General features: G+C 71.8%; 20 protein-coding genes and 1 pseudogene. 4 read left to right on the forward strand and 17 right to left on the reverse strand.

The genetic code is table 11. The features are described from left to right. The first annotated feature begins 6 nt into the window (after positions 1 to 6). From ACFE7W_RS01230 to ACFE7W_RS01240, 3 genes are read left to right on the forward strand one after another with little or no spacing between them, the layout of a single operon-like run. A complete protein-coding gene (locus ACFE7W_RS01230) occupies positions 7 to 780 on the forward strand; it encodes an SURF1 family protein (RefSeq protein ID WP_375422949.1) in 774 nt (257 codons plus the stop codon). Positions 781 to 828: 48 nt separating this feature from the next. Continuing rightward, entirely contained in the window at positions 829 to 1,596 is a 768-nt protein-coding gene (locus tag ACFE7W_RS01235; protein WP_375422950.1) for an SDR family oxidoreductase, read from the forward strand. Continuing rightward, positions 1,593 to 2,456 (forward strand): putative RNA methyltransferase, encoded by an 864-nt coding sequence (locus ACFE7W_RS01240; RefSeq protein ID WP_375422951.1) that lies wholly within the window; start codon positions 1,593 to 1,595, stop codon positions 2,454 to 2,456. Before ACFE7W_RS01235 ends, ACFE7W_RS01240 begins: the two co-directional genes overlap by 4 nt. Here ACFE7W_RS01240 and ACFE7W_RS01245 read toward each other — a convergent pair. The 13 genes and pseudogenes from ACFE7W_RS01245 to ACFE7W_RS01305 form a co-directional block, all read right to left on the reverse strand. Beyond that, the gene (locus ACFE7W_RS01245; RefSeq protein ID WP_375422952.1) at positions 2,422 to 3,192 is read right to left on the reverse strand and encodes an enoyl-CoA hydratase/isomerase family protein; all 771 of its coding nucleotides are present in this window, start codon (positions 3,190 to 3,192) and stop codon (positions 2,422 to 2,424) included. The genes ACFE7W_RS01240 and ACFE7W_RS01245 overlap by 35 nt on opposite strands. Positions 3,193 to 3,473: 281 nt before the next feature. Then, a pseudogene (locus tag ACFE7W_RS01250) lies at positions 3,474 to 3,686 on the reverse strand (helix-turn-helix domain-containing protein); the annotation flags it as partial. A 105-nt stretch (positions 3,687 to 3,791) separates the two neighbouring features. Further along, positions 3,792 to 5,390 (reverse strand): ribosomal protection-like ABC-F family protein, encoded by a 1,599-nt coding sequence (abc-f, locus tag ACFE7W_RS01255; protein ID WP_375422953.1) that lies wholly within the window; start codon positions 5,388 to 5,390, stop codon positions 3,792 to 3,794. Positions 5,391 to 5,693: 303 nt separating this feature from the next. Next, a complete protein-coding gene (locus ACFE7W_RS01260; protein ID WP_375422954.1) occupies positions 5,694 to 6,707 on the reverse strand; it encodes a Gfo/Idh/MocA family protein in 1,014 nt (337 codons plus the stop codon). Continuing rightward, entirely contained in the window at positions 6,704 to 7,693 is a 990-nt protein-coding gene (locus ACFE7W_RS01265; protein ID WP_375422955.1) for a Gfo/Idh/MocA family protein, read from the reverse strand. Before ACFE7W_RS01265 ends, ACFE7W_RS01260 begins: the two co-directional genes overlap by 4 nt. Before the next feature lie 333 nt (positions 7,694 to 8,026). Continuing rightward, positions 8,027 to 8,401 (reverse strand): metal-sulfur cluster assembly factor, encoded by a 375-nt coding sequence (locus tag ACFE7W_RS01270; RefSeq protein WP_375422956.1) that lies wholly within the window; start codon positions 8,399 to 8,401, stop codon positions 8,027 to 8,029. After that, a complete protein-coding gene (gene sufU, locus ACFE7W_RS01275; protein WP_375422957.1) occupies positions 8,398 to 8,865 on the reverse strand; it encodes a Fe-S cluster assembly sulfur transfer protein SufU in 468 nt (155 codons plus the stop codon). The genes ACFE7W_RS01270 and sufU overlap by 4 nt, the downstream gene beginning before the upstream one ends. A gap of 10 nt (positions 8,866 to 8,875) precedes the next feature. Further along, complete coding sequence (locus ACFE7W_RS01280; RefSeq protein ID WP_375423517.1) at positions 8,876 to 10,132, reverse strand: SufS family cysteine desulfurase; 1,257 nt, start codon at positions 10,130 to 10,132, stop codon at positions 8,876 to 8,878. A gap of 104 nt (positions 10,133 to 10,236) precedes the next feature. Further along, positions 10,237 to 11,043, reverse strand: coding sequence for a Fe-S cluster assembly ATPase SufC (sufC, locus tag ACFE7W_RS01285; protein WP_375422958.1), 807 nt, complete (start codon positions 11,041 to 11,043; stop codon positions 10,237 to 10,239). A 4-nt stretch (positions 11,044 to 11,047) separates the two neighbouring features. Beyond that, positions 11,048 to 11,401 carry a non-heme iron oxygenase ferredoxin subunit gene (locus tag ACFE7W_RS01290; RefSeq protein WP_375422959.1) on the reverse strand — a complete coding sequence of 118 codons (354 nt, stop codon included), beginning with the start codon at positions 11,399 to 11,401 and terminating at the stop codon, positions 11,048 to 11,050. After that, positions 11,398 to 12,648 carry a Fe-S cluster assembly protein SufD gene (gene sufD / locus ACFE7W_RS01295; protein ID WP_375422960.1) on the reverse strand — a complete coding sequence of 417 codons (1,251 nt, stop codon included), beginning with the start codon at positions 12,646 to 12,648 and terminating at the stop codon, positions 11,398 to 11,400. The genes ACFE7W_RS01290 and sufD overlap by 4 nt, the downstream gene beginning before the upstream one ends. A 67-nt stretch (positions 12,649 to 12,715) precedes the next feature. Continuing rightward, complete coding sequence (gene sufB / locus ACFE7W_RS01300) at positions 12,716 to 14,209, reverse strand: Fe-S cluster assembly protein SufB (protein ID WP_375422961.1); 1,494 nt, start codon at positions 14,207 to 14,209, stop codon at positions 12,716 to 12,718. Continuing rightward, positions 14,206 to 14,904, reverse strand: coding sequence for a helix-turn-helix transcriptional regulator (locus ACFE7W_RS01305; protein WP_375422962.1), 699 nt, complete (start codon positions 14,902 to 14,904; stop codon positions 14,206 to 14,208). The genes sufB and ACFE7W_RS01305 overlap by 4 nt, the downstream gene beginning before the upstream one ends. A 175-nt stretch (positions 14,905 to 15,079) precedes the next feature. Between ACFE7W_RS01305 and ACFE7W_RS01310 the strand changes: the two genes are divergently transcribed. Beyond that, positions 15,080 to 16,141 (forward strand): alpha/beta hydrolase family esterase, encoded by a 1,062-nt coding sequence (locus ACFE7W_RS01310; RefSeq protein WP_375422963.1) that lies wholly within the window; start codon positions 15,080 to 15,082, stop codon positions 16,139 to 16,141. A gap of 4 nt (positions 16,142 to 16,145) precedes the next feature. On the opposite strand, the gene ACFE7W_RS01315 is transcribed toward ACFE7W_RS01310, so the two are convergent. From ACFE7W_RS01315 to ACFE7W_RS01330, 4 genes are all read right to left on the reverse strand, one after another. After that, on the reverse strand, positions 16,146 to 17,231 hold the full coding sequence (locus ACFE7W_RS01315) for an ATP-dependent DNA ligase (protein ID WP_375422964.1): 1,086 nt from the start codon (positions 17,229 to 17,231) through the stop codon (positions 16,146 to 16,148). An 81-nt stretch (positions 17,232 to 17,312) separates the two neighbouring features. After that, positions 17,313 to 18,833 (reverse strand): DEAD/DEAH box helicase, encoded by a 1,521-nt coding sequence (locus ACFE7W_RS01320; protein WP_375422965.1) that lies wholly within the window; start codon positions 18,831 to 18,833, stop codon positions 17,313 to 17,315. Positions 18,834 to 19,032: 199 nt separating this feature from the next. Further along, a complete protein-coding gene (locus ACFE7W_RS01325) occupies positions 19,033 to 20,733 on the reverse strand; it encodes a hypothetical protein (protein ID WP_375422966.1) in 1,701 nt (566 codons plus the stop codon). Next, complete coding sequence (locus tag ACFE7W_RS01330) at positions 20,730 to 21,266, reverse strand: RNA polymerase sigma factor (RefSeq protein ID WP_375422967.1); 537 nt, start codon at positions 21,264 to 21,266, stop codon at positions 20,730 to 20,732. Before ACFE7W_RS01330 ends, ACFE7W_RS01325 begins: the two co-directional genes overlap by 4 nt. Positions 21,267 to 21,511 lie beyond the last annotated feature (245 nt).

Consider the following 21,511-nt stretch of genomic DNA (forward strand, 5'->3'; position numbering starts at 1 on the left):
GGCCTGGTGCGTCGCCTGTGGGTCCGCTGGACCTGTCTGATCCTCTTCGTGGCCGTCCTCGGCACCGCCTTCGTCAACCTGGGCGACTGGCAGCTGCGGCGACTGCACCAGCGGCAGCAGCGCAACGTCTCGACCGTCGCCAACGAGCAGGACCCGGTGGTGGCGTTCGACCGGGTCTTCACCCACACCATCGTCGACGCCGACCAGTGGCAGCGGGCCAGCGCCACCGGCACCTTCGACGCCGCCCACCAGTTCGTCCTGCGCTACCGCAGCAACGACGGCGCCGACGGCTACGAGGTGGTGACCCCGCTGCAGACGCCGGCGGGCAACGTGCTCGTCGACCGCGGCTTCGTGGAGCTCGACCAGGGTCAGGCGATCCCGGACGCGGCTCCGGCGCCGCCCGCCGGCCAGGTCACCGTGGTCGGTCACGTCCGCCGCAACGAGAAGGGCCGGAGCTCCGCGACCCGGCCGGTCGACGGCCAGATGCGGCTGATCAGCTCCGACGCGATCGCCCCCACGCTGCCCTACCCGGTGGTCAACGGCTACCTGGGCCTGCTGAGCGTCGACCCGGCGCAGACCGGCGGCTTCGTCCCCATCGTGCTGCCCGAGATCTCCGATGGCCCGCACTTCTGGTACGCCGTCCAGTGGTTCATGTTCGCCGGCATCGGCTTGGCCGGCGTCGTGGTGTTCATCCGCGGCGACATCCGCGCGCGGCGTGCGGAGCAGGAGGCGGCCGCCGCGCCGGTCGTGCCGCAGCCCACGGTGTCCGCCGCTCCCTGAGCCCGGCAGCCCGGCAGCCCGAGGGAGCGCATGTGCCAGGATCACGTCATGGATCTGGGGCTGCGGGACCGCGTCTTCGTGGTCACCGCCGCGAGTGGTGGTCTCGGCCGGGCCAGTGCGGCCGCCCTGGTGGCCGAGGGTGCCCGCGTCGTCGTGGTCGCCCGGCGGGCCGCCGTCCTCGCCGAGGTGGCGGCCGAGCTCGATCCCGGTGACGACCGGGTCCAGCCGCTGACCGCCGACCTCACCGGGCCCGACACGGCAGCGACCGCCGCCCAGACCGCTCTGGACGCGTTCGGACGGCTGGACGGGGCCCTGGTCAGCGTCGGCGGACCACCGGCAGGCTCGGCCCTCGGCACCACGGAGGAGCAGTGGCGGGGCGCTCTCGAGTCGGTCTTCCTGCCCGCGCTGCGGCTGACGCGGGCGGTGGTCGACGCCGGCACCGCGGCGGACCTGGCCATCGGCTGGGTGCTCTCGACCTCGGTGAAGTCGCCCGTCGGCGGCCTCGCGGCCTCGAACGGGCTCCGCCCCGGTCTGGGGATGCTGGTCAAGCAGCTGGCTGATGAGCTCGGGCCTGAGGGCACCCGTGTCTTCGGGCTGATGCCGGGCCGGATCGACACCGAACGGGTGCAGCACCTGGACTCCCTCGGTGGTGACCCGGCGGCCGCGCGGGCGGCCGCCGAGGCAGGGATCCCGCTGCGTCGCTACGGCCGGCCCGAGGAGTTCGGCCGGGTGGCCGCCTTCGCCCTCTCACCGGCCGCGTCGTACCTCACCGGATGCGTCCTGCCCGTCGAGGGCGGCGCACTGCGGACGTTGTGAGCGTCCTCGAGCTGCTCGACCTGCTCCGCTGCCCGGTCTGCACGCTGCCCCTCACCCCGGCCGCCGGTGCCGTCCGCTGCGCCGCCGGCCACACCTTCGACCTGGCCCGTCAGGGCTACCTCAACCTGCTGCAGGGCCGGCCGCCACGGCACGCCGACACCGCGGACATGGTCGCGGCCCGGGAGCGCTTCCTGGGCGCCGGGCACTACGCGCCGATCGCCGCCCGGCTCGCCGCCTCCGTCCGGGACGGGCTGCTCGCCGTCCGCGGCACCGCCCCACTGCCCCGGCTGGACGTACTGGAGGTGGGTGCCGGCACCGGCTACTACCTGCGGCAGCTGCTGGACGCGCTGCCCGGCCGGGGCCTGGCCCTGGACATCTCGGTGGCCGCGGCACGCCGGGCGGCCCGGGTGCACCCCCACGTGGCCGCCGTCGTGGCCGACACCTGGCAGCCGCTGCCGGTACCCGACGGGAGCCTGGACGCGGTGACCTGCGTCTTCGCGCCCCGGAACGCGGCCGAGTTCGCGCGGGTGCTCCGACCGGACGGCATCCTGGCGGTGGTCGCGCCGCTGCCAGAGCACCTGGCCGCCCTGCGGCGGCCGCTCGGCCTGCTCGCGGTGCAGGAGGACAAGCAGGAACGGCTCTCGGCGGCCCTGGAGCCCTGGTTCACCCCGCTCGGCGAGGAGCCCGTCCGCGCGCAGGTGCCCTGCTCGCCGGACGCGGTCCGCGACCTGGTCACGATGGGTCCGAACGCCTTCCACACCGACGCCGCGGCACTCACCGCGCGGATCGCGGCCCTGCCGGACCCGGTGCCGGTCGAGGTGGCCGTCACGGTCCGGACGTGGCACCTCGCGTCCGGCTGAGCCCTACCGCGGCCCGCAGCAGGCTCACCTGCGTCCGGCGTTCGGCGGCGCGTTGGTCGTCGTCGTCGCGGTCCGTCGCTGAGGCGAGCAGCTGCTTGGTGGCTCGGCTGACCGAGGGCGGCACGGTCAGCAGCTCGGTCACCAGCCTCTGGAGCTCGGCCTCCAGCTGTCCGGGGGCGGCCGTCCGGTTGGCCAGGCCCAGCCGTAGCGCCTCGTCGGCCCCGACGCTGCGCGCGGTCAGGCACAGCTCCAGTGCGGCGGCGTAGCCCACCAGCTCGACCAGCCGCGCCGTCCCGCCCAGGTCAGGGACCAGCCCCAGCCGGGACTCGGCCATCATCAGCTCGGCGTCGGCCGCGAGCAGCCGCAGGTCGGCGGCCAGCGCGAGCTGGAAGCCGGCACCGATGGCCCGCCCCTGGACCACGGCGACCACGACCACGGGTAGCTCGCGCCAGGCCGCGAAACCGGCCTGGAAGCCCTCGATCGCCGCCTCGACCCCGGCATCGTCGGCTCCGAGCAGGGTGTCGACCGAGCCCTCGTCCGTCCCGTCCGGACGCAGCTGACGCAGGTCGAGACCGGCACTGAAGTCGGGTCCGGTCGCGCGTAGCAGCACCAGCCGGCACGAGTCGGGCAGTGTCCGGCTGACCTCGGCCAAGGAGGCCCAGGTCCGGAAGGTCTGCGCGTTGCGCACCTCGGGACGGTCCAGCCAGACGGCGGTGACGTGGTCGCCGGCGACCACCGTGACGCCCCCGGGCAGTCGCCGGGCGGTCGCCGCGTCGACCCCGAGAGCCGCCGGCTCGGTCAGCTCCGGCCCTTCTTCTTGCCCGCGCCCTTCTCTCTCTTCGGGGCGCTCTTCTTGCCCTCGGCCTTCTCCTTCTCGGGGGCCCCCTTCTTCCCCTCGCCCTTCTTGGCGACCGCCTTCTTCGCCTTGCCCGCCTTGGGAGCCGCGCCGGCGTCCTCAGCGGTGACCGCGGCGGCCTCCGACGTCCCTGGCGCAGCCGCGGCTGCCGGCGTACCCCGTCGGGTCGCCCCGCCGCGGCCGCGGAGCGGGACGCCCGACTCCTTGATCACCCCGTGCACAAAGCCGAACGAGCGCCCGGTGTCCTGCGCGAGGCTGCGGATGCTCTCCCCCGCCCGGTAGCGCTCGGCCAGCTGGGCGCCGAGCGCCTGCCGGTCCGGGCCGGTGATCCGTGCACCCTTCACCAGCCCTGCTCCGCTGGATGTCCTGGCCACGTTGCCTCCTGGAGTGCGGTCGCCTGGCGCGGCGACGTCCGACTCCATGATCAACTTTTCATGATCAACAGGCAAGGCCCTGGTACGGCAAGCCCGGAGCCGATCTCAGGCGAGCGAGACCAGCTCCGCGTACTGCGGGTTCCACAGGTCCTCGACGCCGTCGGGCAGCAGCAGCACCCGGTCGGGGTCGAGCGCGTCCACCGCGCCCTCGTCGTGGGTGACCAGGACGACCGCTCCTGCGTAGGTCTTGATCGCGGCGAGCACCTCGGCGCGCGAGGCAGGGTCGAGGTTGTTCGTCGGCTCGTCGAGCAGCAGCACGTTGGCGCTGGAGACCACCAGCGCCGCCAAGGCCAGTCGCGTCTTCTCCCCGCCGGACAGCACGGCGGCCGGCTTCTCGACGTCATCACCGGAGAACAAGAACGAGCCGAGCACCTTGCGCACGTCGGTGTCGTTGAGGTTCGGGGCCGCCGACCTCATGTTCTCCAGCACCGAACGGGACGTGTCCAGCGTCTCGTGCTCCTGGGCGTAGTAGCCCAGCCGCAGCCCGTGGCCGGGCACGACACCGCCGGTGTCGGAGGCCTCGACGCCGGCCAGGATCCGCAGCAGCGTGGTCTTCCCGGCCCCGTTCAGCCCGAGGATCACCACCTGGCTGCCCTTGTCGATGGCAAGATCAACTCCGGTGAAGATCTCCAGCGAGCCGTAGCTCTTGCTCAGGTCCTCCGCCATCAAGGGCGTCTTGCCGCACGGCGCGGGCTCGGGGAACCTGATCTTGGCGACCTTGTCCTGCGCCCGGACGGCGTCCAGGCCGGAGATCAGCTTCTCGGCCCGCTTGGCCATGTTCTGCGCCGCGACGGCCTTCGTGGCCTTCGCCCGCATCTTGTCGGCCTGCGCCATCAGGTGCCCGGCCTGCTTCTCGGCGTTCTGCCGCTCGCGGCGACGACGCTTCTCGTCGGTCTCGCGCTGCTGCAGGTAGCGCTTCCAGTTCATCGCGTACACGTCGAGCTCGGAGCGGTTCGCGTCCAGGTGGAAGACCTTGTTGACCGTCTGCTCGAGCAGGCCGACGTCGTGGCTGATGATCAGCAGACCACCGGAGTGGCCCTGCAGAAAGCTGCGCAGCCACAGGATCGAGTCGGCGTCCAGGTGGTTGGTCGGCTCGTCCAGCAGCATCGTCTGCGCCCCGGAGAACAGGATCCGGGCCAGCTCGACCCGGCGGCGCTGGCCGCCGGAGAGGGTGTGCAGCGGCTGGTGCAGGACTCGGTCCGGCAGGCCCAGGTTGCTGGCGATCCGCGCCGCCTCCGCCTCGGCCGCGTAGCCGCCCGCCGCCGCCAGCTCGGCCTCGGCCCGCGCGTACGCGGCCATCGCCTTGTCCCGGACCTCGTCGGAGTCGTCCCCCATCGCCAGCCCGGCCCGGTTCAGCCGCTCGATGACCGTGTCCAGGCCGCGCGCGGAGAGGATGCGGTCCTTGGCCAGGGTGTCCAGGTCCCCCGTCCGCGGGTCCTGCGGCAGGTAGCCCACCTCGCCGCCGCGGGTGATCGTCCCCGCCGCCGGAGCCGCCTCGCCCGACAGGATCTTGGTCAGCGTCGTCTTGCCGGCCCCGTTGCGTCCGACGAGACCGATCTTGTCGCCCGCCGCGACCTGGAACGACACCCCCTCGAGCAGCAACCGCGCACCCGCGCGCACCTCGACATCCTTCGCGACCAACATGGTTCTGTCTGACTTTCTTCGTGCTCGGTTTGCTCGTCATGGCTGGGTCCGGCGGGCCGAAAGCTTCGAAGAGCCGGCTAGGAGAACCTGCCTCACCTCGGTGCCCACGGCCGCGATGCCGATGCTCGGGATACACCCATCTTAAGTTCTCTACGCCGGCCCCTCGAACCTTTCGGCCCGCCTCGTGCCCTAACGCGCGTCGGCCACGAGAAAGTCCGCCGGCTCCAGTTGGTGGTCGCGGCGTCGTCTTGCTGCCGGCTACCACGGAACGCCCCCCTTCCCGCCGGGGTGGTGCCGGTGGCGTCAGTCCCAGGTGAGGTCGACGGGTTGGCCGAGGCGGAGGGACTCGTAGGCGGCTTCGACGGTTCTCACGGTGCGGTAGCCGACGTGACCGTCGGGCTGGGGTGGGACGCCGGTCCGGACGGAGTCGAGGAACGCGGTCAGCAGGAGCTGGTCGAGGTCGGTGCCGTACCCGAGCCAGAGGGGGCCACGGGTGGACTCGGAGTACCCGTCGACGCGCTGGCCGAAGGGGTCGAGGTCGACCAGGCCCGCGTCCGTGACGAGGTTCAGGGTGAGGCCGCCCCAGGTCGGGTAATGGGCGGGCCTGGACCAGCTGCAGTCGATCACCGCCGTCACCCCGTTGGCGTAGGTGAGCGACACCAGGGCGGCGGTCTCGAGGTCGCGGTCGGGTTGCAGGACCCGGTTGGCGACGGCGTAGACCGAGGTCACCCGCTGGCCGTCGAGGAGTGCGTCGAGCAGGTCGGCGAGGTGGACCACGTGGTCGGTCACGGCCCCGCCGCCGGAGCGGGCCGGGTCGGTGAACCAGGCACGAGCGGTGGGAACCTGCCCGTTGTTCGTGCCGCTGACGGCCCGCACCGCTCCCAGGTCCCCGGCGGCGACGCCGGCCCTCAGGGCGGCGAAGGCCGGGGCGAACCGGACGGGGTGGGCGACCATCAGGAAGACGCCGGCCTGCTCACACGCCGCCGTCATGGCCGCGGCGTCGACCGACGTCGTGGCCAGGGGCTTCTCGCACAGGACATGCACCCGGGCCGCAGCGGCCCGGACGACGTCGTTGCGGTGGTCGACGTTCTCAGAACAGATCACGACGGCGTCCGGGCGCCAGGCGTAGAGGTCGTCGTAGCTGTCGACGTACGCCACGCCCAGCTCGGCGGCCAGCGGCCGGCCACCGCTCTCACTCGGCGGGCGGGTTGTGTGGCCGGGGTCGGCGGCCAGCAGCTCGACGTCCGGGGTTCGCGACAGCAGGGTGGCGTAGCTCGCCGCGTGGACGTGCGCGAACGAGACCAGACCGACCCTCACGGCCAGACCTCCGGCTCGACGGCCCTACCCGAGCGGATGGACTCGTTCGCCGCGACCGCGATGGCCACGGCCGCCCGACCGTCGTGGGCCGACACTCGCGGCCGCACGCCCTCGCGGAACGCGCGGTAGAAGTCGCGGAGCTCGCTGAGGTACGGGTCCTCCCCGTACGGCACCGTCGGCCGGTAGCCGGACCCGGCCACCGGCGACGGCCCGTGAACGAGAAGTGGCTGGTGGTCGTCCGAGTCGTGCTGCAGCAGCCCCTGGTCACCGACGACCTCGAAGCGGGTCTGGAAGCTGACGCCGACGCGGCCCCAGACCCCGTTCACGTAGCTGATCGCCCCCGAGGCGTGGGTCAGGACGGCCTGCGCCGTCACCGGCAGCGCGGGCCCCGGGCCGCTGGCGTCGCCGACCGCCCGGGTGGCGTAGACCTTCACCACCTCGCCCGCGTTCCAGCGCGCGAAATCGAGGTCGTGGATCATCTGGTCCATCGCGATCCCACCGGAGAGCCGGTCGTCGTGGAACCACGGCATCGCCGGGGCCGTCCCGACCCGCTGGAAGCGCTGCACCGCCAGCGCCCCGAGCGTCCCGGCGGCCACCGCCTCGTGCATCGCCGCGTAGGCCGGGAAGTAGCGCACCACGTGGCCGGGATACAGGGCCACCCCGGCCGCCGCGCACCCGTCGATCATGGCCGTGACGTCGTCGACGGTGAGCGCGAGCGGCTTCTCGCAGACCACATACTTGCCGTGCGCCGCGGCCGCCAGCACCAGCTCGCGGTGGCTGGGCGTCGGCGTGCAGACGTCCACGGCATCGCTCACGGCCCACAGCTCCTCGACCGAGCTCACCACCCGCCCGCCGTGCCCCGCAACGAGCTCAGGCGCCCCACCGAGTGAGAAGACGGCGACATCGACGCCGAGCCGCAACCACGCAGCAAGATGGACGCCGGCGATCCCACCGGCCCCGACCAGACCCACGGTGTCAGCCCCCACGACCCTCCCCATCCCGACCCGGCCGACCGTACACGTCACCGACCCGGCGCAACCTCGTCGAGGCCTTCGACAAGCTCAGCGCGCCCCAGCGCTCGGCCGCGACCACACCTGAGGAGAGATCGCCGAGGACGGTCGCCACCAGCTGCGCTGGCCGCCCAACGCGAGCACCCCCAACGGAGCCGGGGGTGGTGGGGACGAAGGGGCCGTCCGGTAAAACCTGAGATGCCTGAGTATCGAGCGGCTGGGTCGAAGACAGGCGGCATCACGAGGGGCAGGTTTTCACGGCCGGCCCCTTCGTCCCCACCACCCCCGGCGCAACCACAGCAGGAGACCTCAGACGTTGAAACCAAGCGCGCGCAGCTGGTCGCGACCGTCCTCGGTGATCTTCTCCATGCCCCACGGGGGCATCCACACCCAGTTGATGACGTGGTTCTCGACCAGGCCCTCCAGCGCGGTCGCCGTCTGGTCCTCGATCACGTCGGTCAACGGGCAGGCGGCCGAGGTCAGCGTCATGTCGATGGTCAGGCTGTGGTCGTCCTCGAGGGTCAGGCCGTAGATCAGGCCGAGATCGACGACGTTGATGCCCAGCTCGGGGTCGACGACGTCCTTGAGGGCCTCGGTGAGGTCCTCGACGCTGGCCCGTGAGCTCCAGGCGTCGGCAGTGGGCAGCTCGTCGGTGACGAGGTCGGACGGCCGGATGTCGGTCATCGGCTGACTCCTTGTTGGTTGTCGGCGGGAGAGGCGGAGGCCTGCAGGGCGGCGTCCTTGAAGGCGGACCAGCCGAGGAGCGCGCACTTGACGCGAGCCGGGAACTTGGAGACGCCGGCGAAGGCGATGGCGTCCTCCAACCGCTCTTCGTCTGGCTCCAGGGCACCCTTGCTCTGCATCAGGGTGAGGAACTCCTGGTGCAGCTCGAGCCCGTCGGCGACGGGCCGGCCGATGACCAGGTCGGTCATCACCGAGGTCGAGGCCTGGGAGATGGAGCAGCCCTGGCCCTCGTACGACACGTCGGTGACCGTGCCGCCGTCGACGTGGACGCGCAGGGTCACCTCGTCGCCGCAGCTGGGGTTGACGTGGTGCACCTCGACCTCGTACGGGTCGCGCAGACCGCTGTGGTGCTTGGCGCGGTAGTGATCCAGGATGATCTCCTGGTACAGGTCCTCGACCTTCATGCTGCCGCCCTCACGATCGCGCTCCGAAGAATCTCATCGTGTAGCCCAACCCGTCCACGAGCGCGTCTATTTCGCCCCGGGTCGTGTAGAGGTAGAAGGAGGCCCGGGTCGAGGACTGCACCCCGAACCGTTCGTGCAGCGGCCGCGCGCAGTGGTGGCCGCCGCGGACGGCGATCCCGCGGGAGTCGAGCAGCTGGCTGACGTCATGGGGGTGCACCTGGTCACCACCGGCGTCGGTCAGCGTGAAGGAGACCGCCCCGCCGCGGTCCTGCATGGTGTCCGGTCCGAGGACCCGCAGGCCGGGAATCGTGGCCAGGCCCTGCAGCGCGTACGCGGTGATCTCCTGCTCGTGCGCAGCGATCTGGGCCATCCCGAGGTCGGTCAGGTAGCTGGCCGCGGTGGCCAGGCCGACGGCCTGGGCGATCGGGGGCGTCCCTGCCTCGAAGCGGTGCGGCGGGGCTGCGTACGTCGAGCCGGTCATCGTGACCACCTCGATCATCTCGCCCCCACCGAGGAACGGCGGCAGCTCAGCCAGCAGGTCGTAGCGGCCCCAGAGGACGCCGATGCCCGTCGGGCCGACCATCTTGTGACCGGTGAAGACCAGCAGGTCCGCCCCGAGGGTGGACACGTCCACGGGTAGCTGCGGCACGGCCTGGGACGCGTCCACCACCACGACCGCACCGACGGCGTGGGCCGCGGCCGCGACCTCGCGGACCGGGTTGACCGTGCCCAGCACGTTGGAGACGTAGGCGACCGAGACGATCTTGGTCCGCTCGTTGAGCAGCCCGTCGTGGACCGCGGCCTCGAGGTCGAGCCGACCGTCGGCGGTGACGTCGTACCAGCGCAGCACGGCGCCGGTCCGGGCCGCCAGCAGCTGCCACGGGACGATGTTGGAGTGGTGCTCCATCACCGAGATGACGATCTCGTCGCCCGGCTGCAACGCGGCCCCGAGCGTGTGAGCACAGAGGTTCAACGCCTCCGACGCGTTCTTGGTGAAGACGATCTCCTCGGAGCGGGCTGCTCCGAGGAAGGCGGCCAGGGTCGCGCGCGCACCCTCGAAGGCCTCCGTCGCCTCGGCGCCCAGCAGGTGCATGGCCCGGGCCACGTTGGCGTTGTGGTTGAGGTAGTGGTCCTCCATCGCCTCAACCACCACCCGCGGCTTCTGCGAGCTGTTGGCGCTGTCGAGGTAGACCAGCGGCAGTCCGTCAGGCGTGGTGCGCTCGAGGATCGGGAAGTCCGCCCGGATCGCCTCGACGTCGAACGGGATGGCCTCGTCGGCGACCGGATCGGTCGGGCTCACGTCCTCGACCGGGACGGTCAACGGGTACTCGGGCAGCTTGCGGGCCGCCCCGAGATCGGTGGACATCTACCTCACTCCGCTCCGGCGGTCGCCGCGGCGGCAGCCTTGACGTAACGGTCGTAGCCCTCGGCCTCGAGCTGCTCGGCCAGCTCCTGGCCGCCCTGCTCGGCCACCCGGCCGGCGACGAAGACGTGCACGAAGTCGGGCTTGATGTAACGCAGGATCCGCGTGTAGTGCGTGATCAGCAGCACACCCTTGGAGCGGCCGCTCCCTCCGGTCGAAGGATCCCCCTGGGCGGAGAAGCGGTTGACGCCCTCGGAGACGATCCGCAGGGCGTCGATGTCGAGGCCGGAGTCGGTCTCGTCGAGGACGGCGAAGCGCGGGTTGAGCAGTTCGAGCTGGACGATCTCGTGCCGCTTCTTCTCCCCACCGGAGAAGCCCTCGTTGACGCTGCGGTTGGCGAACTCCGGGTCCATCTGGACCTTGGACATGGCGGCGTTGACGTCCTTCACCCACGTCCGCAGCTTCGGGGGCTGACCGTCGACGGCGGTCTTCGCGGTCCGCAGGAAGTTCGACACCGAGACGCCGGGGACCTCGACCGGATACTGCATGGCCAGGAACAGCCCGGCCCGCGCCCGCTCGTCGACCGACAGGGAGAGGATGTCCTCGCCGTCCAGGGTCACGCTGCCCGAGGTGACCTTGTACTTCGGGTGGCCGGCGATGGAGTAGGCCAGCGTCGACTTGCCGGAGCCGTTCGGCCCCATGATCGCGTGCACCTCGCCGCTGTTGATGGTGAGGTCGACGCCGCGGAGGATCTCCTTGGGCCCGGACTCGGTGTCGACGGAGACGTGCAGGTCGCGGATGACGAGTGAGGACATGGTTTCAGGACTCCTGTGCATTCGGGGTAGAGACAAGTTCAGGGGCGGCGGTCAGGTCGACCAGCAGGTCGTCCCCGTCCACCCGGGTGCGGTAGACCGGCACCGGCTGCGTGGCCGGCAGGCCCAGCGGCTTGCCGGTCCGCAGGTCGAAGAGCGAGCTGTGCAGGTAGCACTCGATCGTGCCGTCGAGCACGTCCCCCTCCGAGAGCGGGATCGCGGCGTGCGAGCACTGGTCGGCGATGGCGTAGTAGTCGTCGCCGCTGCGCACGACGGCGACCTCGGTGCCGTCGATGTCGATGGCCAGCGCGGACTCATCGGCCAGCTCGGCGAGCGCGCAGGCGCGTACCCAGCTGCTCACGAGGACCGGTCCGAGCTGCCGGTCCGCGTGCTGCCCGTCCCGAGCGGGATGCCGACGTTGACGGCGAGCTCGGCCTCGACGGCCTCCAGCAGCTGCCCTTCGACCGAAGGGATGCCGATCTTGCGGATGATGTCGGCGAAGAAGCCGTGCACCACCAGGCGGCGGGCCTCGCCCTCGTCGATGCCCCGGCTGCGCAGGTAGAACAGCTGCTCGTCGTCGAAGCGACCGGTGGTCGAGGCGTGCCCGGCACCGGCGATCTCGCCGGTCTCGATCTCCAGGTTGGGCACCGACCACGCCCGGCAGCCGTCGGTCAGCACCAGGTTGCGGTTGGACTCATACGTCTCGATGCCCTCGGCGACCTTGCGGATCAACACGTCGCCGATCCAGACGGTGTGCGCGTCGACGCCCTGCAACGCACCCTTGTAGTCCACGTTGCTGACCGTTCGCGGCGCGTTGTGGTCGACGAAGAGCCGGTGCTCGAGGTGCTGGCCGGCGTCGGCGAAGTAGAGGCCGAGTAGCACGGCCTCACCGCCCGGGCCGTCGTAGTGCGCGTTGGCGTTCAGCCGGACGACGTTGCCGCCGAAGCTGACGGCGGTGTGGGAGTAGTGGGCGTCACGCCCGACCGCGGCCTCGTGCTGGCCGACGTGCACGGCGTCGTCGGCCCAGTCCTGGATCGAGACGACCTTGACGGTCGCGCCCTCACCGACGATGACCTCGAGGTTGCCGGCGTGCACCCCGGAGCCGTGGTGCTCCAGCACGAAGGTGACCCGGGAGAAGGCGCCGGCCTCGAGCACGGTGTGCGCGTTGCTGCGCCCGCCGGTGCCCGTCACCGACACCCGGACGGGCTCGTCGAGGAGCAGCTCGGCCGGCACCCGCAGGTGCAGCGCCTGCTCGGTCCCCGCGCTGGCCACGGCGGCGGCCCGGTCACCCGGGACCAGAGCCGCGCCCCGAGGAGCCTGATCCTGCGCCAGTCGGCCGACCTGCACGCCGGCCGGGGCCGAGACCTCGACGGACACGGCGTCCGGGTCGGAGGCGGCCGGCTCCAGGACGCCCCGGAGGCGCTTCAGCGGCGTGAACCGCCAGATCTCCTCACGGCCGGTGGGCAGCGGGTGGTCCTCGACGGCGAACGAGGGCCGCGGGTGCAGATGGCTGGCCACCCGGTCGGTCGAGGCCGCCGGGTCTGGGCTCTCCACCGCCGCGGCCACGGCGGAGCGCGCCTCCTCGGCGGTCTGGTCAACGATCGTCACGATGTTCTGTTCTCTTCCTGAGGTGGTGCGGGTTGCAGCCCTTCGACGGGCTCAGGGAGCGGAGGCCTCAGCCGACCGCGCCCTCCATCTGCAGCTCGATCAGGCGGTTGAGCTCGAGGGCGTACTCCATCGGCAGCTCGCGGGCGATGGGCTCCACGAAGCCGCGGACGATCATGGCCATCGCCTCGTCCTCGCCCATCCCCCGGCTCATCAGGTAGAAGAGCTGGTCGTCGGAGACCTTCGAGACGGTGGCCTCGTGGGCCATCGACACGTCGTCCTCGCGCACGTCCACGTAGGGGTAGGTGTCCGAGCGGCTGACCTGGTCGACCAGCAGCGCGTCGCACTTGACCACGGACTTGGAGTGCGACGCACCCTCCTGCACCTCGACCAGGCCGCGGTAGGACGTACGGCCACCGCCGCGGGCGACGGACTTGGAGATGATCGAGCTCGAGGTGTGCGGGGCGCAGTGCACCATCTTCGAGCCCGCGTCCTGGTGCTGGCCCTCGCCGGCGAAGGCGATGGAGAGCGTCTCGCCCTTGGCGTGCTCGCCCATCAGGTAGACGGCCGGGTACTTCATGGTCACCTTGGAGCCGATGTTGCCGTCGATCCACTCCATGGTGGCGCCGGCCTCGCAGGTCGCGCGCTTGGTCACCAGGTTGTAGACGTTGTTCGACCAGTTCTGGATGGTCGTGTAGCGGCAGCGGCCGCCCTTCTTGACCACGATCTCGACGACCGCGGAGTGCAGCGAGTCGGAGGAGTAGATCGGCGCGGTGCAGCCCTCGACGTAGTGCACGTAGGCGTCCTCGTCGACGATGATCAGGGTCCGCTCGAACTGGCCCATGTTCTCGGTGTTGATCCGGAAGTAGGCCTGCAGCGGGATCTCGACGTGCACGCCCTTGGGGACGTAGATGAACGAGCCGCCCGACCAGACGGCGGAGTTGAGCGCGGAGAACTTGTTGTCCCCCACCGGGATCACCGTGGCGAAGTACTCGCGGAACAGGTCCGGGTACTCCTTCAGCGCGGTGTCGGTGTCGAGGAAGATCACGCCCTGGCGCTCGAGCTCGGAGTTGATCTTGTGGTAGACGACCTCGGACTCGTACTGGGCCGCGACACCGGAGACCAGCCGGGCCTTCTCGGCCTCGGGGATGCCGAGCTTGTCGTAGGTGGCCTTGATGTCGGCGGGCAGGTCCTCCCAGGTCTGGGCCTGCTTCTCGGTCGAGCGCACGAAGTACTTGATGTTGTCGAAGTCGATGCCGTCGAGCTCGGCGCCCCAGGTGGGCATCGGCTTGCGGCCGAACAGGCGAAGACCCTTCATCCGCAGGTCGAGCATCCACTGCGGCTCGCTCTTCAGCGCGGAGATGTTGGCGACGACCTCCGGGGTCAGGCCCCGCTTGGCCGTCGACCCGGCCACGTCGGAGTCCGACCAGCCGAAGCGGTACCGGCCAAGAGCCTCGAGGTGCTGGTCCTGGCTCTCACCGGTGCCGACGAAGCCGGCCTTCGCGTTGTCCTGCGGACCGGCGACGGCGGGCTGGCTGACGGTGGGGTCGGTGGTCTGGGTCATAGGACTGGCCTCTCCTGAGGGGTGGTACGCGGTACGTGAGTCGTGCAGACACCGTCGCCGTGGGCGATGGTGGCGAGCCGCTGGACGTGGACGCCCAGCAGTCGGGAGAACATCTCGGTCTCCACCTCGCAGAGCTGGGGGAAGCGCTCCGCGACGTGGGCGACCGGGCAGTGGTGCTGGCAGAGCTGCTCCCCCAGTGCGGAGGGGCGGACGGAGGCTACGTACCCATCGCGGGTCAGCGCACCCGCGAGGGCCTGGGCCGGAGTTCCCGAAGCACCGGTCGCCATCAGGTCGGCGTAGCGCGCCTCGGTCGGGGTGGCCCGGCTGACGGCGAACTTGCGCACGGAGTCAGAACCAGCCTCCTCAGCCAGGAATTCCAGGGCGGCGATGGCCACCTCGTCGTAGGCGGAGTAGAAGTCGGCGCGACCGGCGTCGGTGAGGGCGAAGACCTTGGCGGGCCGGCCCCGGCCCCGGGAGCCGTAGACCCGCTGTTCACGGGCCACGACCAGACCGCGCTCGAGCAGGACGTCGAGGTGGCGCCGGACGGCGGCGGCGGTCAGCCCGAGCCGTTCGCCCAGAGCCGCTGCGGTCGAAGGGCCGTGCTCCAGGATGGACTGGGTGACACGGTGTCGCGTCGAGGCGTCCGGGTCGGGGGCGCCAGGCGCGCGCACGGCGACGTCCTGAGCGGTTTTCACTACGCAAGTGTGCGCTTATTCGCATAGCCCGTTCAAGCAAGGCGGGCCTTACCCACGGCCGGGACCACGGTCCGGCCCTGGTTGACAGGTATGACCGCGCTGGGGACGATCCTGGCACCGGGTCGACGGGTGGCGCCCCTCGCCTCGCCGCGGCCGAGGAGACGAAGGAGTCCCTGTGCCCGCCCGACCCTCCACCCTGATGTCCCGGTCCCTACGACGGGGGCTGGCCACCCTGGCTGCCGCCGGCCTGGCGCTCACGCTGACCCCGCAGCTCGCGCCGGCCGAGCCCGGCGCGGCGACCCGCCGCGACCACCAGGCTCGGTGCGCCCGGACTCTGCCGACCGGAACCTCGACGCTGCAGGTCCGTTTCGGGGGCCAGAGCTATCCCGTCCGGGTGCATGTGCCTGCCGGGGTCCCCGCCCGGCGCGCACTGCCGCTGGTCCTCGACCTGCATGGCAGCAGCTCCAACGGGGTGGTGCAGGCGGGCATCAGCGACTTCTCGGCACTGGCCGACCGCGAGGGCTTCCTCGTGGCCAACCCGTCTGGGGCCATCGCGTTGCCCCAGCCCACACCGGCCCTGCCGGATGGCTCGTTCGCCTGGAACGTGCCCGATGTCCCCACCACTGCGGGCCAGTTCCCGCCGGCCGACGCCCGCAACGACGTCGCCTACCTGGCTGCCGTGGTCAAGGCGGTGGACCGGGCCGGCTGTGTCGACGACCGTCGGGTCTACGCCGCCGGCTACTCCGGCGGCGGCCGGATGGCCTCGGCCCCGGCGTGCGCGCGACCTGACCTGGTGGCGGCCATCGCGCCGATCTCGGGGCTGCGAGCCGGACGTCCGTCGCCGGTCGACACCAGCGTCCCGGAGGTGCAGAGCTGCTCCCCGGATCGTCCGGTGCCGGTGATCACCTTCCACGGCACGGCCGACCTGGTGAACCCGTACCCCGGCAGCACGGACCTTCGCTGGGGCTACGCGGTGTCGGTCGCCCTGCAGACCTGGGCACGACTGGACGGCTGCCAGGTGGGCCCGGCGCTCACCCGGGTCAGCGAGCACGTCACGCGCTTCAGCTACCGCGCGTGCCGGGGCGACGCCGAGGTCGTGCTCTACCAGGTGGACGGAGGCGGCCACACCTGGCCGGGGACCAAGGTCGACCTCAGCCCGCTGGGGGTGACCACCCAGGAGATCAGGGCCACCGACCTGGCCTGGGACTTCTTCGCCGGCCACCCTCGGCGGGGCTGAGCGCTCAGGGCGTCCCCTGGCCCAGGATGTCGGCGAGGTCGAACGAGACGGGCTCCTCCAGCTGCTCGTAGGTGCAGGAGCGAGGGTCTCGGTCGGGGCGCCAGCGGTTGAACTGCGCGGTGTGGCGGAACCGGTCGCCCTCCATGTGCTCGTAGCGGACCTCGACGACCAGGTCGGGCTCGAGCGGGACGAAGGACAGGTCCTTGCCGACGTTCCAGCGGCTGTACTCCGAGCTCCGCGGCGTCCGGCTGGTTTCCTCCTGGCTGGGTTGGTCCTGGCCGCCCCAGGCCCAGGGATGGCCCTCGAAGGTGGTGACCAGCGGCTGGAGCTCGCTGAACAGCTCCTTGCGTCGAGCCGCGGGAAAGGCCCCGATCACGCCGACGCTGGCCAGCCGGCCGTCGTCGTTGTAGAGCCCGAGCAGCAGCGAGCCGATGCTGTCCGGGCCGCTCTTGTGCACCCGGTAGCCGGCAACGACGCAGTCCGCAGTGCGCTGGTGCTTGATCTTGAACATCGTCCGCTTGTCCGGGGTGTAGGTACCGGCGAGCGGCTTGGCCACCACGCCGTCGAGGCCGGCGCCTTCGAACTGGGAGAACCAGTCCTGGGCCAGAGCGGCGTCCCGGGTGGCCGGGGTGAGGTGCACGGGCGCCTGCGCCCCGGCGAGGGCCTTCTCCAGCGCGGCCCGCCTGGCGGCGAACGGCTGGCCGGTCAGGTCGTCCTCACCCAGCGCCAGCAGGTCGAAGGCCACGAAGCGGGCCGGCGTCTCCTGGGACAGCCGGGTGATCCGGCTGACGGCGGGGTGGATCCGCTGCTGCAGCACCTCGAACTCCAACCGACCGTTGGCCGCCACCACGATCTCGCCGTCGAGCACGCAGCGCTCGGGCGTGTTGGCCAGCACGGCCTCGACGACCTCGGGGAAGTAACGGGTCATCGGCTTCTCGTTGCGGGAGCCGATCTCGACCTCGTCCCCGTCGCGGAAGACAATCGAGCGGAACCCGTCCCACTTCGGCTCATACGACAGCTCGCCGGTGGGGATCGTGGGCACGGACTTGGCCAGCATCGGCTTCACCGGCGGCATCACAGGCAGCTGCATGGCCTCATTGTGGCCTCGACCCGGACAGTGTTCTCACTTTCGCGGCGTAGTCGCCGCGAAAGTGAGGACGATGACGGGAGGTCAGCCGCGACGCGAGCGCCCGCTGAAGCCGGCGGCGCTGTGCGGACGGGAGGAGCCAGACGAGCTCAGCCCCGGGCTGGAGGTGGTGTAGACCGACGGCGCGCCGCCGGAACCGCCGCGACCGCCGCGACCCTTGGCCGGGGCGGTGCCCCGCCCGCCGGTCTGGCCCTCGGTACGCCGGGGCTGACCCGGACCGCGACGACCGCGGCCGCCACCGCTGCCGCCGGGCGAGCCGCCACCGCCGGATCGCGGGGCGGAGCCGGAGCTGCGAGGGGCCGAGCCGGAGCTGCGACGCCCCGGGCCCTGCGGCTCCGGGGTGTGCGCCGGGACGAGCCCGCCGGGCACCAGCACCCGCTCGCCGGGCGCGAGGGACTGCAGCACGGGGTGGTCGATCCCGGAGACCCGGGTGGTCGTCGGCTTGATGCCGGCGGCGCGAGTCAGCGCGCGGACGTCGGAGACCTGGTCGTCGGTCATCAAGGTGATGACCGTGCCGTCGTTGCCGGCACGGGCGGTGCGACCGGAACGGTGCAGGTACGCCTTGTGCTCGACGGGCGGGTCGGCGTGCACGACCAGGGCCACGTCGTCGACGTGGATGCCGCGGGCCGCGATGTCGGTGGCCACCATGGTGCTGGCCGCGCCTGAGTGGAAGGCGTCCATGTTCCGGGTCCGGGCGTTCTGGCTCAGGTTGCCGTGCAGCTCGACCGCGGGGATGCCGCGGGCGTTCAGCTGCTTGGCCAGGGCCTTGGCCCCGTGCTTGGTGCGGGTGAACACCATCGTGCGGCCGGGAGCGCTGGTCAGGTCGGCGAGCACGGGGATCCGCTGGTCGCGGGCGACGTGCAGCACGTGGTGCTCCATCGTCGAGACCGGCGACTGGGCCGAGTCGGCCTCGTGAGTCGCCGGGTGGTGCAGGAACTTGCGCACCAGGCCGTTGATCGCGCCGTCGAGGGTGGCGGAGAAGAGCATCCGCTGACCGTTGGCCGGCGTCGCCGCCAGGAGCCGGGTGACGGCGGGCAGGAAGCCCAGGTCAGCCATGTGGTCGGCCTCGTCGAGGACGGTGACCTCGACCGACGCCAGGGTGCAGGCCCGCTGCTTGATCAGGTCCTCGAGGCGTCCGGGGCAGGCGAGGACGATGTCCACACCGTTCCGAAGCCCGGTCACCTGCGGACCCTGGCTGACGCCGCCGAAGACGGTCATCGTGGTGAGCCCGGCGCTGGCGGCGAGCGGCTTGAGCGCCGCCTCGATCTGACCGACCAGCTCACGGGTCGGGGCCAGGATCAGCGCCCGGGGAGCCTTCGAGGTCCGGCGGTTGCGCGAGGCGGTCAGCCGGGCCACGAGGGGCAGCAGGAACGCGTACGTCTTGCCGGAGCCCGTCCGGCCCCGGCCGAGCACGTCGCGCCCGGCGAGGGAGTCGGCCAGGGTGGCGGCCTGGATGGGAGTCGGGGTCTCGATACCGAGACCGGAGAGGACCTTGACCAGGTCGGCGGGGACGCCGAGCGCGGAGAAGGTAGTGGAGGCAGGCACGGTCGTCGTGTCGACAGACAAGAGAGGGATCACTTTTCTTCGGCGTCTCACCAGTTCAGGGTCATACCCGGGACGGCTGGTCCGGGGCACGGTGCGGCAGTGCACAGCAGCGAGGGAGGAGCAGAATGCTCAACTTCACCGGTGCTTCGCGGCGAGACTCAGCGAGGCACTTCGTCAAAGGATACCTCACCGGCTGCCCTCACCCGACAGTCAGGTCGGACAAGGTGCTGTAGTGCTCGTCGTGGACGTCGCTGCTGTTGATCTCCAGCAGGTAGCGGCCCGCCGGTACCGCGACGGCGAACGCGTAGGCCCCGGTGTGGGGGTCGGGGTCCGCGATGGTGCCCTGGTAGCGGGGCTCCTGGGTCACGGCGTCGTAGAGGACGTAGGTCGTGGGAGCGGCCGGGTTCCGGGTGACGCCGACGATCTCGGCGCGCCCGGGCTCATGCACCGGCTGCGGGTAGGCGTCGGTCTCGGCGTCGACCTGCTTCTCCGCTGACGGTCCGGGCAGCGTCCGCTGGGTCAGGAAGCTGGTCGGCCTCCCGTCGCGCGTCACCCGGACCGGCAGGTCGCGACCGACCACGCTGCGCACCGTGGCCGCGAAGGCCTGGGCCTGGCGGTAGGGCAGGTCGACGGTCCAGTCGGCCGGGTCGGGCTGCAGCCGGCTGAAGTCCACCACGATGCCGTCGTTGGCGGCGGTCACGGAGCGGACCCGGTTGCCGGCGTCGGTGGGCTTGATCCCGTCGGCGGTCGACGGCAGGCGGAAGTAGTCGTTGAGCATCTCGGCGGGGTCCCGGGAGGTCCGAAGCTCGCGGACCAGCGGTCGGGAACCGGTCGTCGCCCAGTAGACGGCGACAGCCGTCAGCGGCGTGGTCGGCGGGTCGCTCACGGGGACGACCACGGTCGCGCCGGCGGTGCCGGCCACCGTGAAGGCGACCTCGCGTCGGAACCGCGGCGTGCCGGAGTCCGGGCCGGAGGCGACCACGGCCCGGTACGCGCCGGGCACGAGCGTGGCGGTGAAGGTCCCGAGGCCGGCGGAGCCGCTGAGGCCGTCGCTGAACACCGTCTTGCCCCGGCTGTCGACCACCTTCCACTGGTACTGCCCGTCCGGCAGGTTCGCGGCCAGCAGCACCGGCGAGGTCAGCGACTGCCCCGGCCGCGGCATCTCGATCCCGATGTCGTGCACCTCGGGCAGGTGCGTGGCGGCGATGGCCTTGGTGGTGTCGAACCCGTAGAGGGTGATTGGCCGCCCCTGCAGCCGGATCAGCACCGGCAGCCCGCTGTTGTAGGCGGACTGGGTGGTCTGCACCCAGGCCTGCAGCCAGGCCCGCCCGAGGGCAGGGGTGGCCGGGCGGGAGGTCTGGTCGGCCGCGCTCAGGTCCACCACCAGCGCGTCCATCGTCTCGCTGGTCGAGTCGACGACGTTGCGCCCGTTGTTGAGCGGCGAGTTGTCCGCTGGGGACAGCGGAGCCAGCCCGAACAGGGCGTCCAAGGCCGCCCGGGGCTGGAACGGCGTGCTGGTCGAGACGGCCTCCACCGACAGCACCGGCGAGCCGCTCCGCAGCCGGACCCGGAAGATGTCGACCTGCGAGCGCGGCCCCTGGCCCCCGTAGGTCGGAGCCACGGTCGGGTGCTCGACCGGGCGGGGGTCCGACGTGGGACGCAGACCGAGACCCACGACGACCGTCACGGCCGCAGCCAGCGCCAGGACCCCGGCGAGCGCGACGACCCTGCGCGGCCGCCCGGCGACCGCTCGGGGTGCGGCGGGGCCGCCGGCGATCCGCCGCTGGACCACCGTGAGGGCGTCCGCGGTAAGGGCGACCCGCTCCGAGTCCGTCCGCAGCACCGCCTCGAGCCGCTCCTCCGGCGTGGTCGGCGTCTGGTCGGTGGTCGGGCTGCTCATGACTGCTCTCCCAGGAGGGGTCGTAGGGCTTTGAGCCCGCGCGAGCTGTGGGTCTTGACCGAGCCGGCGCTGATGCCGAGCGCGGACGCGATCTCGGCCTCGCGCAGCTGGCCGTAGTAGCGCAGCACCAGCACCTCGCGCTGCCGCTGCGGCAGCCGCCCGAGGCAGGCGAGGATCTCCTCGCTCTGGATCTGCTCGAGGGCACTGCTCTCGGCACTGACCACGTCGCGCAGGACGGTGCGGGCGTCCTGGGCGCGGACCACCGACAGGTGCCGCAGGGCCGACCGGGAGCGGTTCACCACCGACCGCCGCAGGTAGCCGGCGGCCGCGGCGGGATCTTCGAGCCGCGACCAACGCCCGTGCAGGTCCACGAAGGCGTCCTGGACCAGCTCCTCGGCCCGGCCGGCGTCACGGACCAGCAGAAACGCGACCCGGACCAGGGTCCGGTAGTGCTCACCGAACAGCTCGACCAGGGCCTCGTCCGCCCCGTCGCCTGAACGGGCGGCAGGCGCGTCGGCCGGTCCCAGCTGCACTGCTGGACCTCCTCCGCGGATGGGTGTCTGCACGCATCCTCCACGCGCCAGTGCCCGATCCGGTTGACCGGACCGGGCACGTCGTCATGGCGGACGCCGCTAGCTGGCTGCTGAGCGAAGCCGTTCCGGGCGAGGACGTGCCGGTGGACGCGCCTGCGCCTCCGACGACGTGCTGGCCCGTCGCCTTCGGGGGGCGCTCCGACGTCTCGGATCGGGTGCTCCGAGACTCGACCTGAGCGGCTCCT

The sequence above is a fragment of the uncultured Friedmanniella sp. genome (assembly GCF_964244285.1).
Classification (GTDB): Bacteria; Actinomycetota; Actinomycetes; order Propionibacteriales; family Propionibacteriaceae; genus Microlunatus.

What these genes read in the sequence shown, in the direction of transcription:
- ACFE7W_RS01235 (WP_375422950.1), top strand. Translation starts at nt 829, where the DNA reads ATGGATCTGGGGCTGCGGGACCGCGTCTTCGTGGTCACCGCCGCGAGT.
- abc-f (WP_375422953.1), bottom strand. Translation starts at nt 5,390, where the DNA reads ATGTTGGTCGCGAAGGATGTCGAGGTGCGCGCGGGTGCGCGGTTGCTG.
- ACFE7W_RS01270 (WP_375422956.1), bottom strand. Translation starts at nt 8,401, where the DNA reads ATGACCGACATCCGGCCGTCCGACCTCGTCACCGACGAGCTGCCCACT.
- sufU (WP_375422957.1), bottom strand. Translation starts at nt 8,865, where the DNA reads ATGAAGGTCGAGGACCTGTACCAGGAGATCATCCTGGATCACTACCGC.
- sufC (WP_375422958.1), bottom strand. Translation starts at nt 11,043, where the DNA reads ATGTCCTCACTCGTCATCCGCGACCTGCACGTCTCCGTCGACACCGAG.
- sufB (WP_375422961.1), bottom strand. Translation starts at nt 14,209, where the DNA reads ATGACCCAGACCACCGACCCCACCGTCAGCCAGCCCGCCGTCGCCGGT.
- ACFE7W_RS01315 (WP_375422964.1), bottom strand. Translation starts at nt 17,231, where the DNA reads ATGCAGCTGCCTGTGATGCCGCCGGTGAAGCCGATGCTGGCCAAGTCC.
- ACFE7W_RS01325 (WP_375422966.1), bottom strand. Translation starts at nt 20,733, where the DNA reads ATGAGCAGCCCGACCACCGACCAGACGCCGACCACGCCGGAGGAGCGG.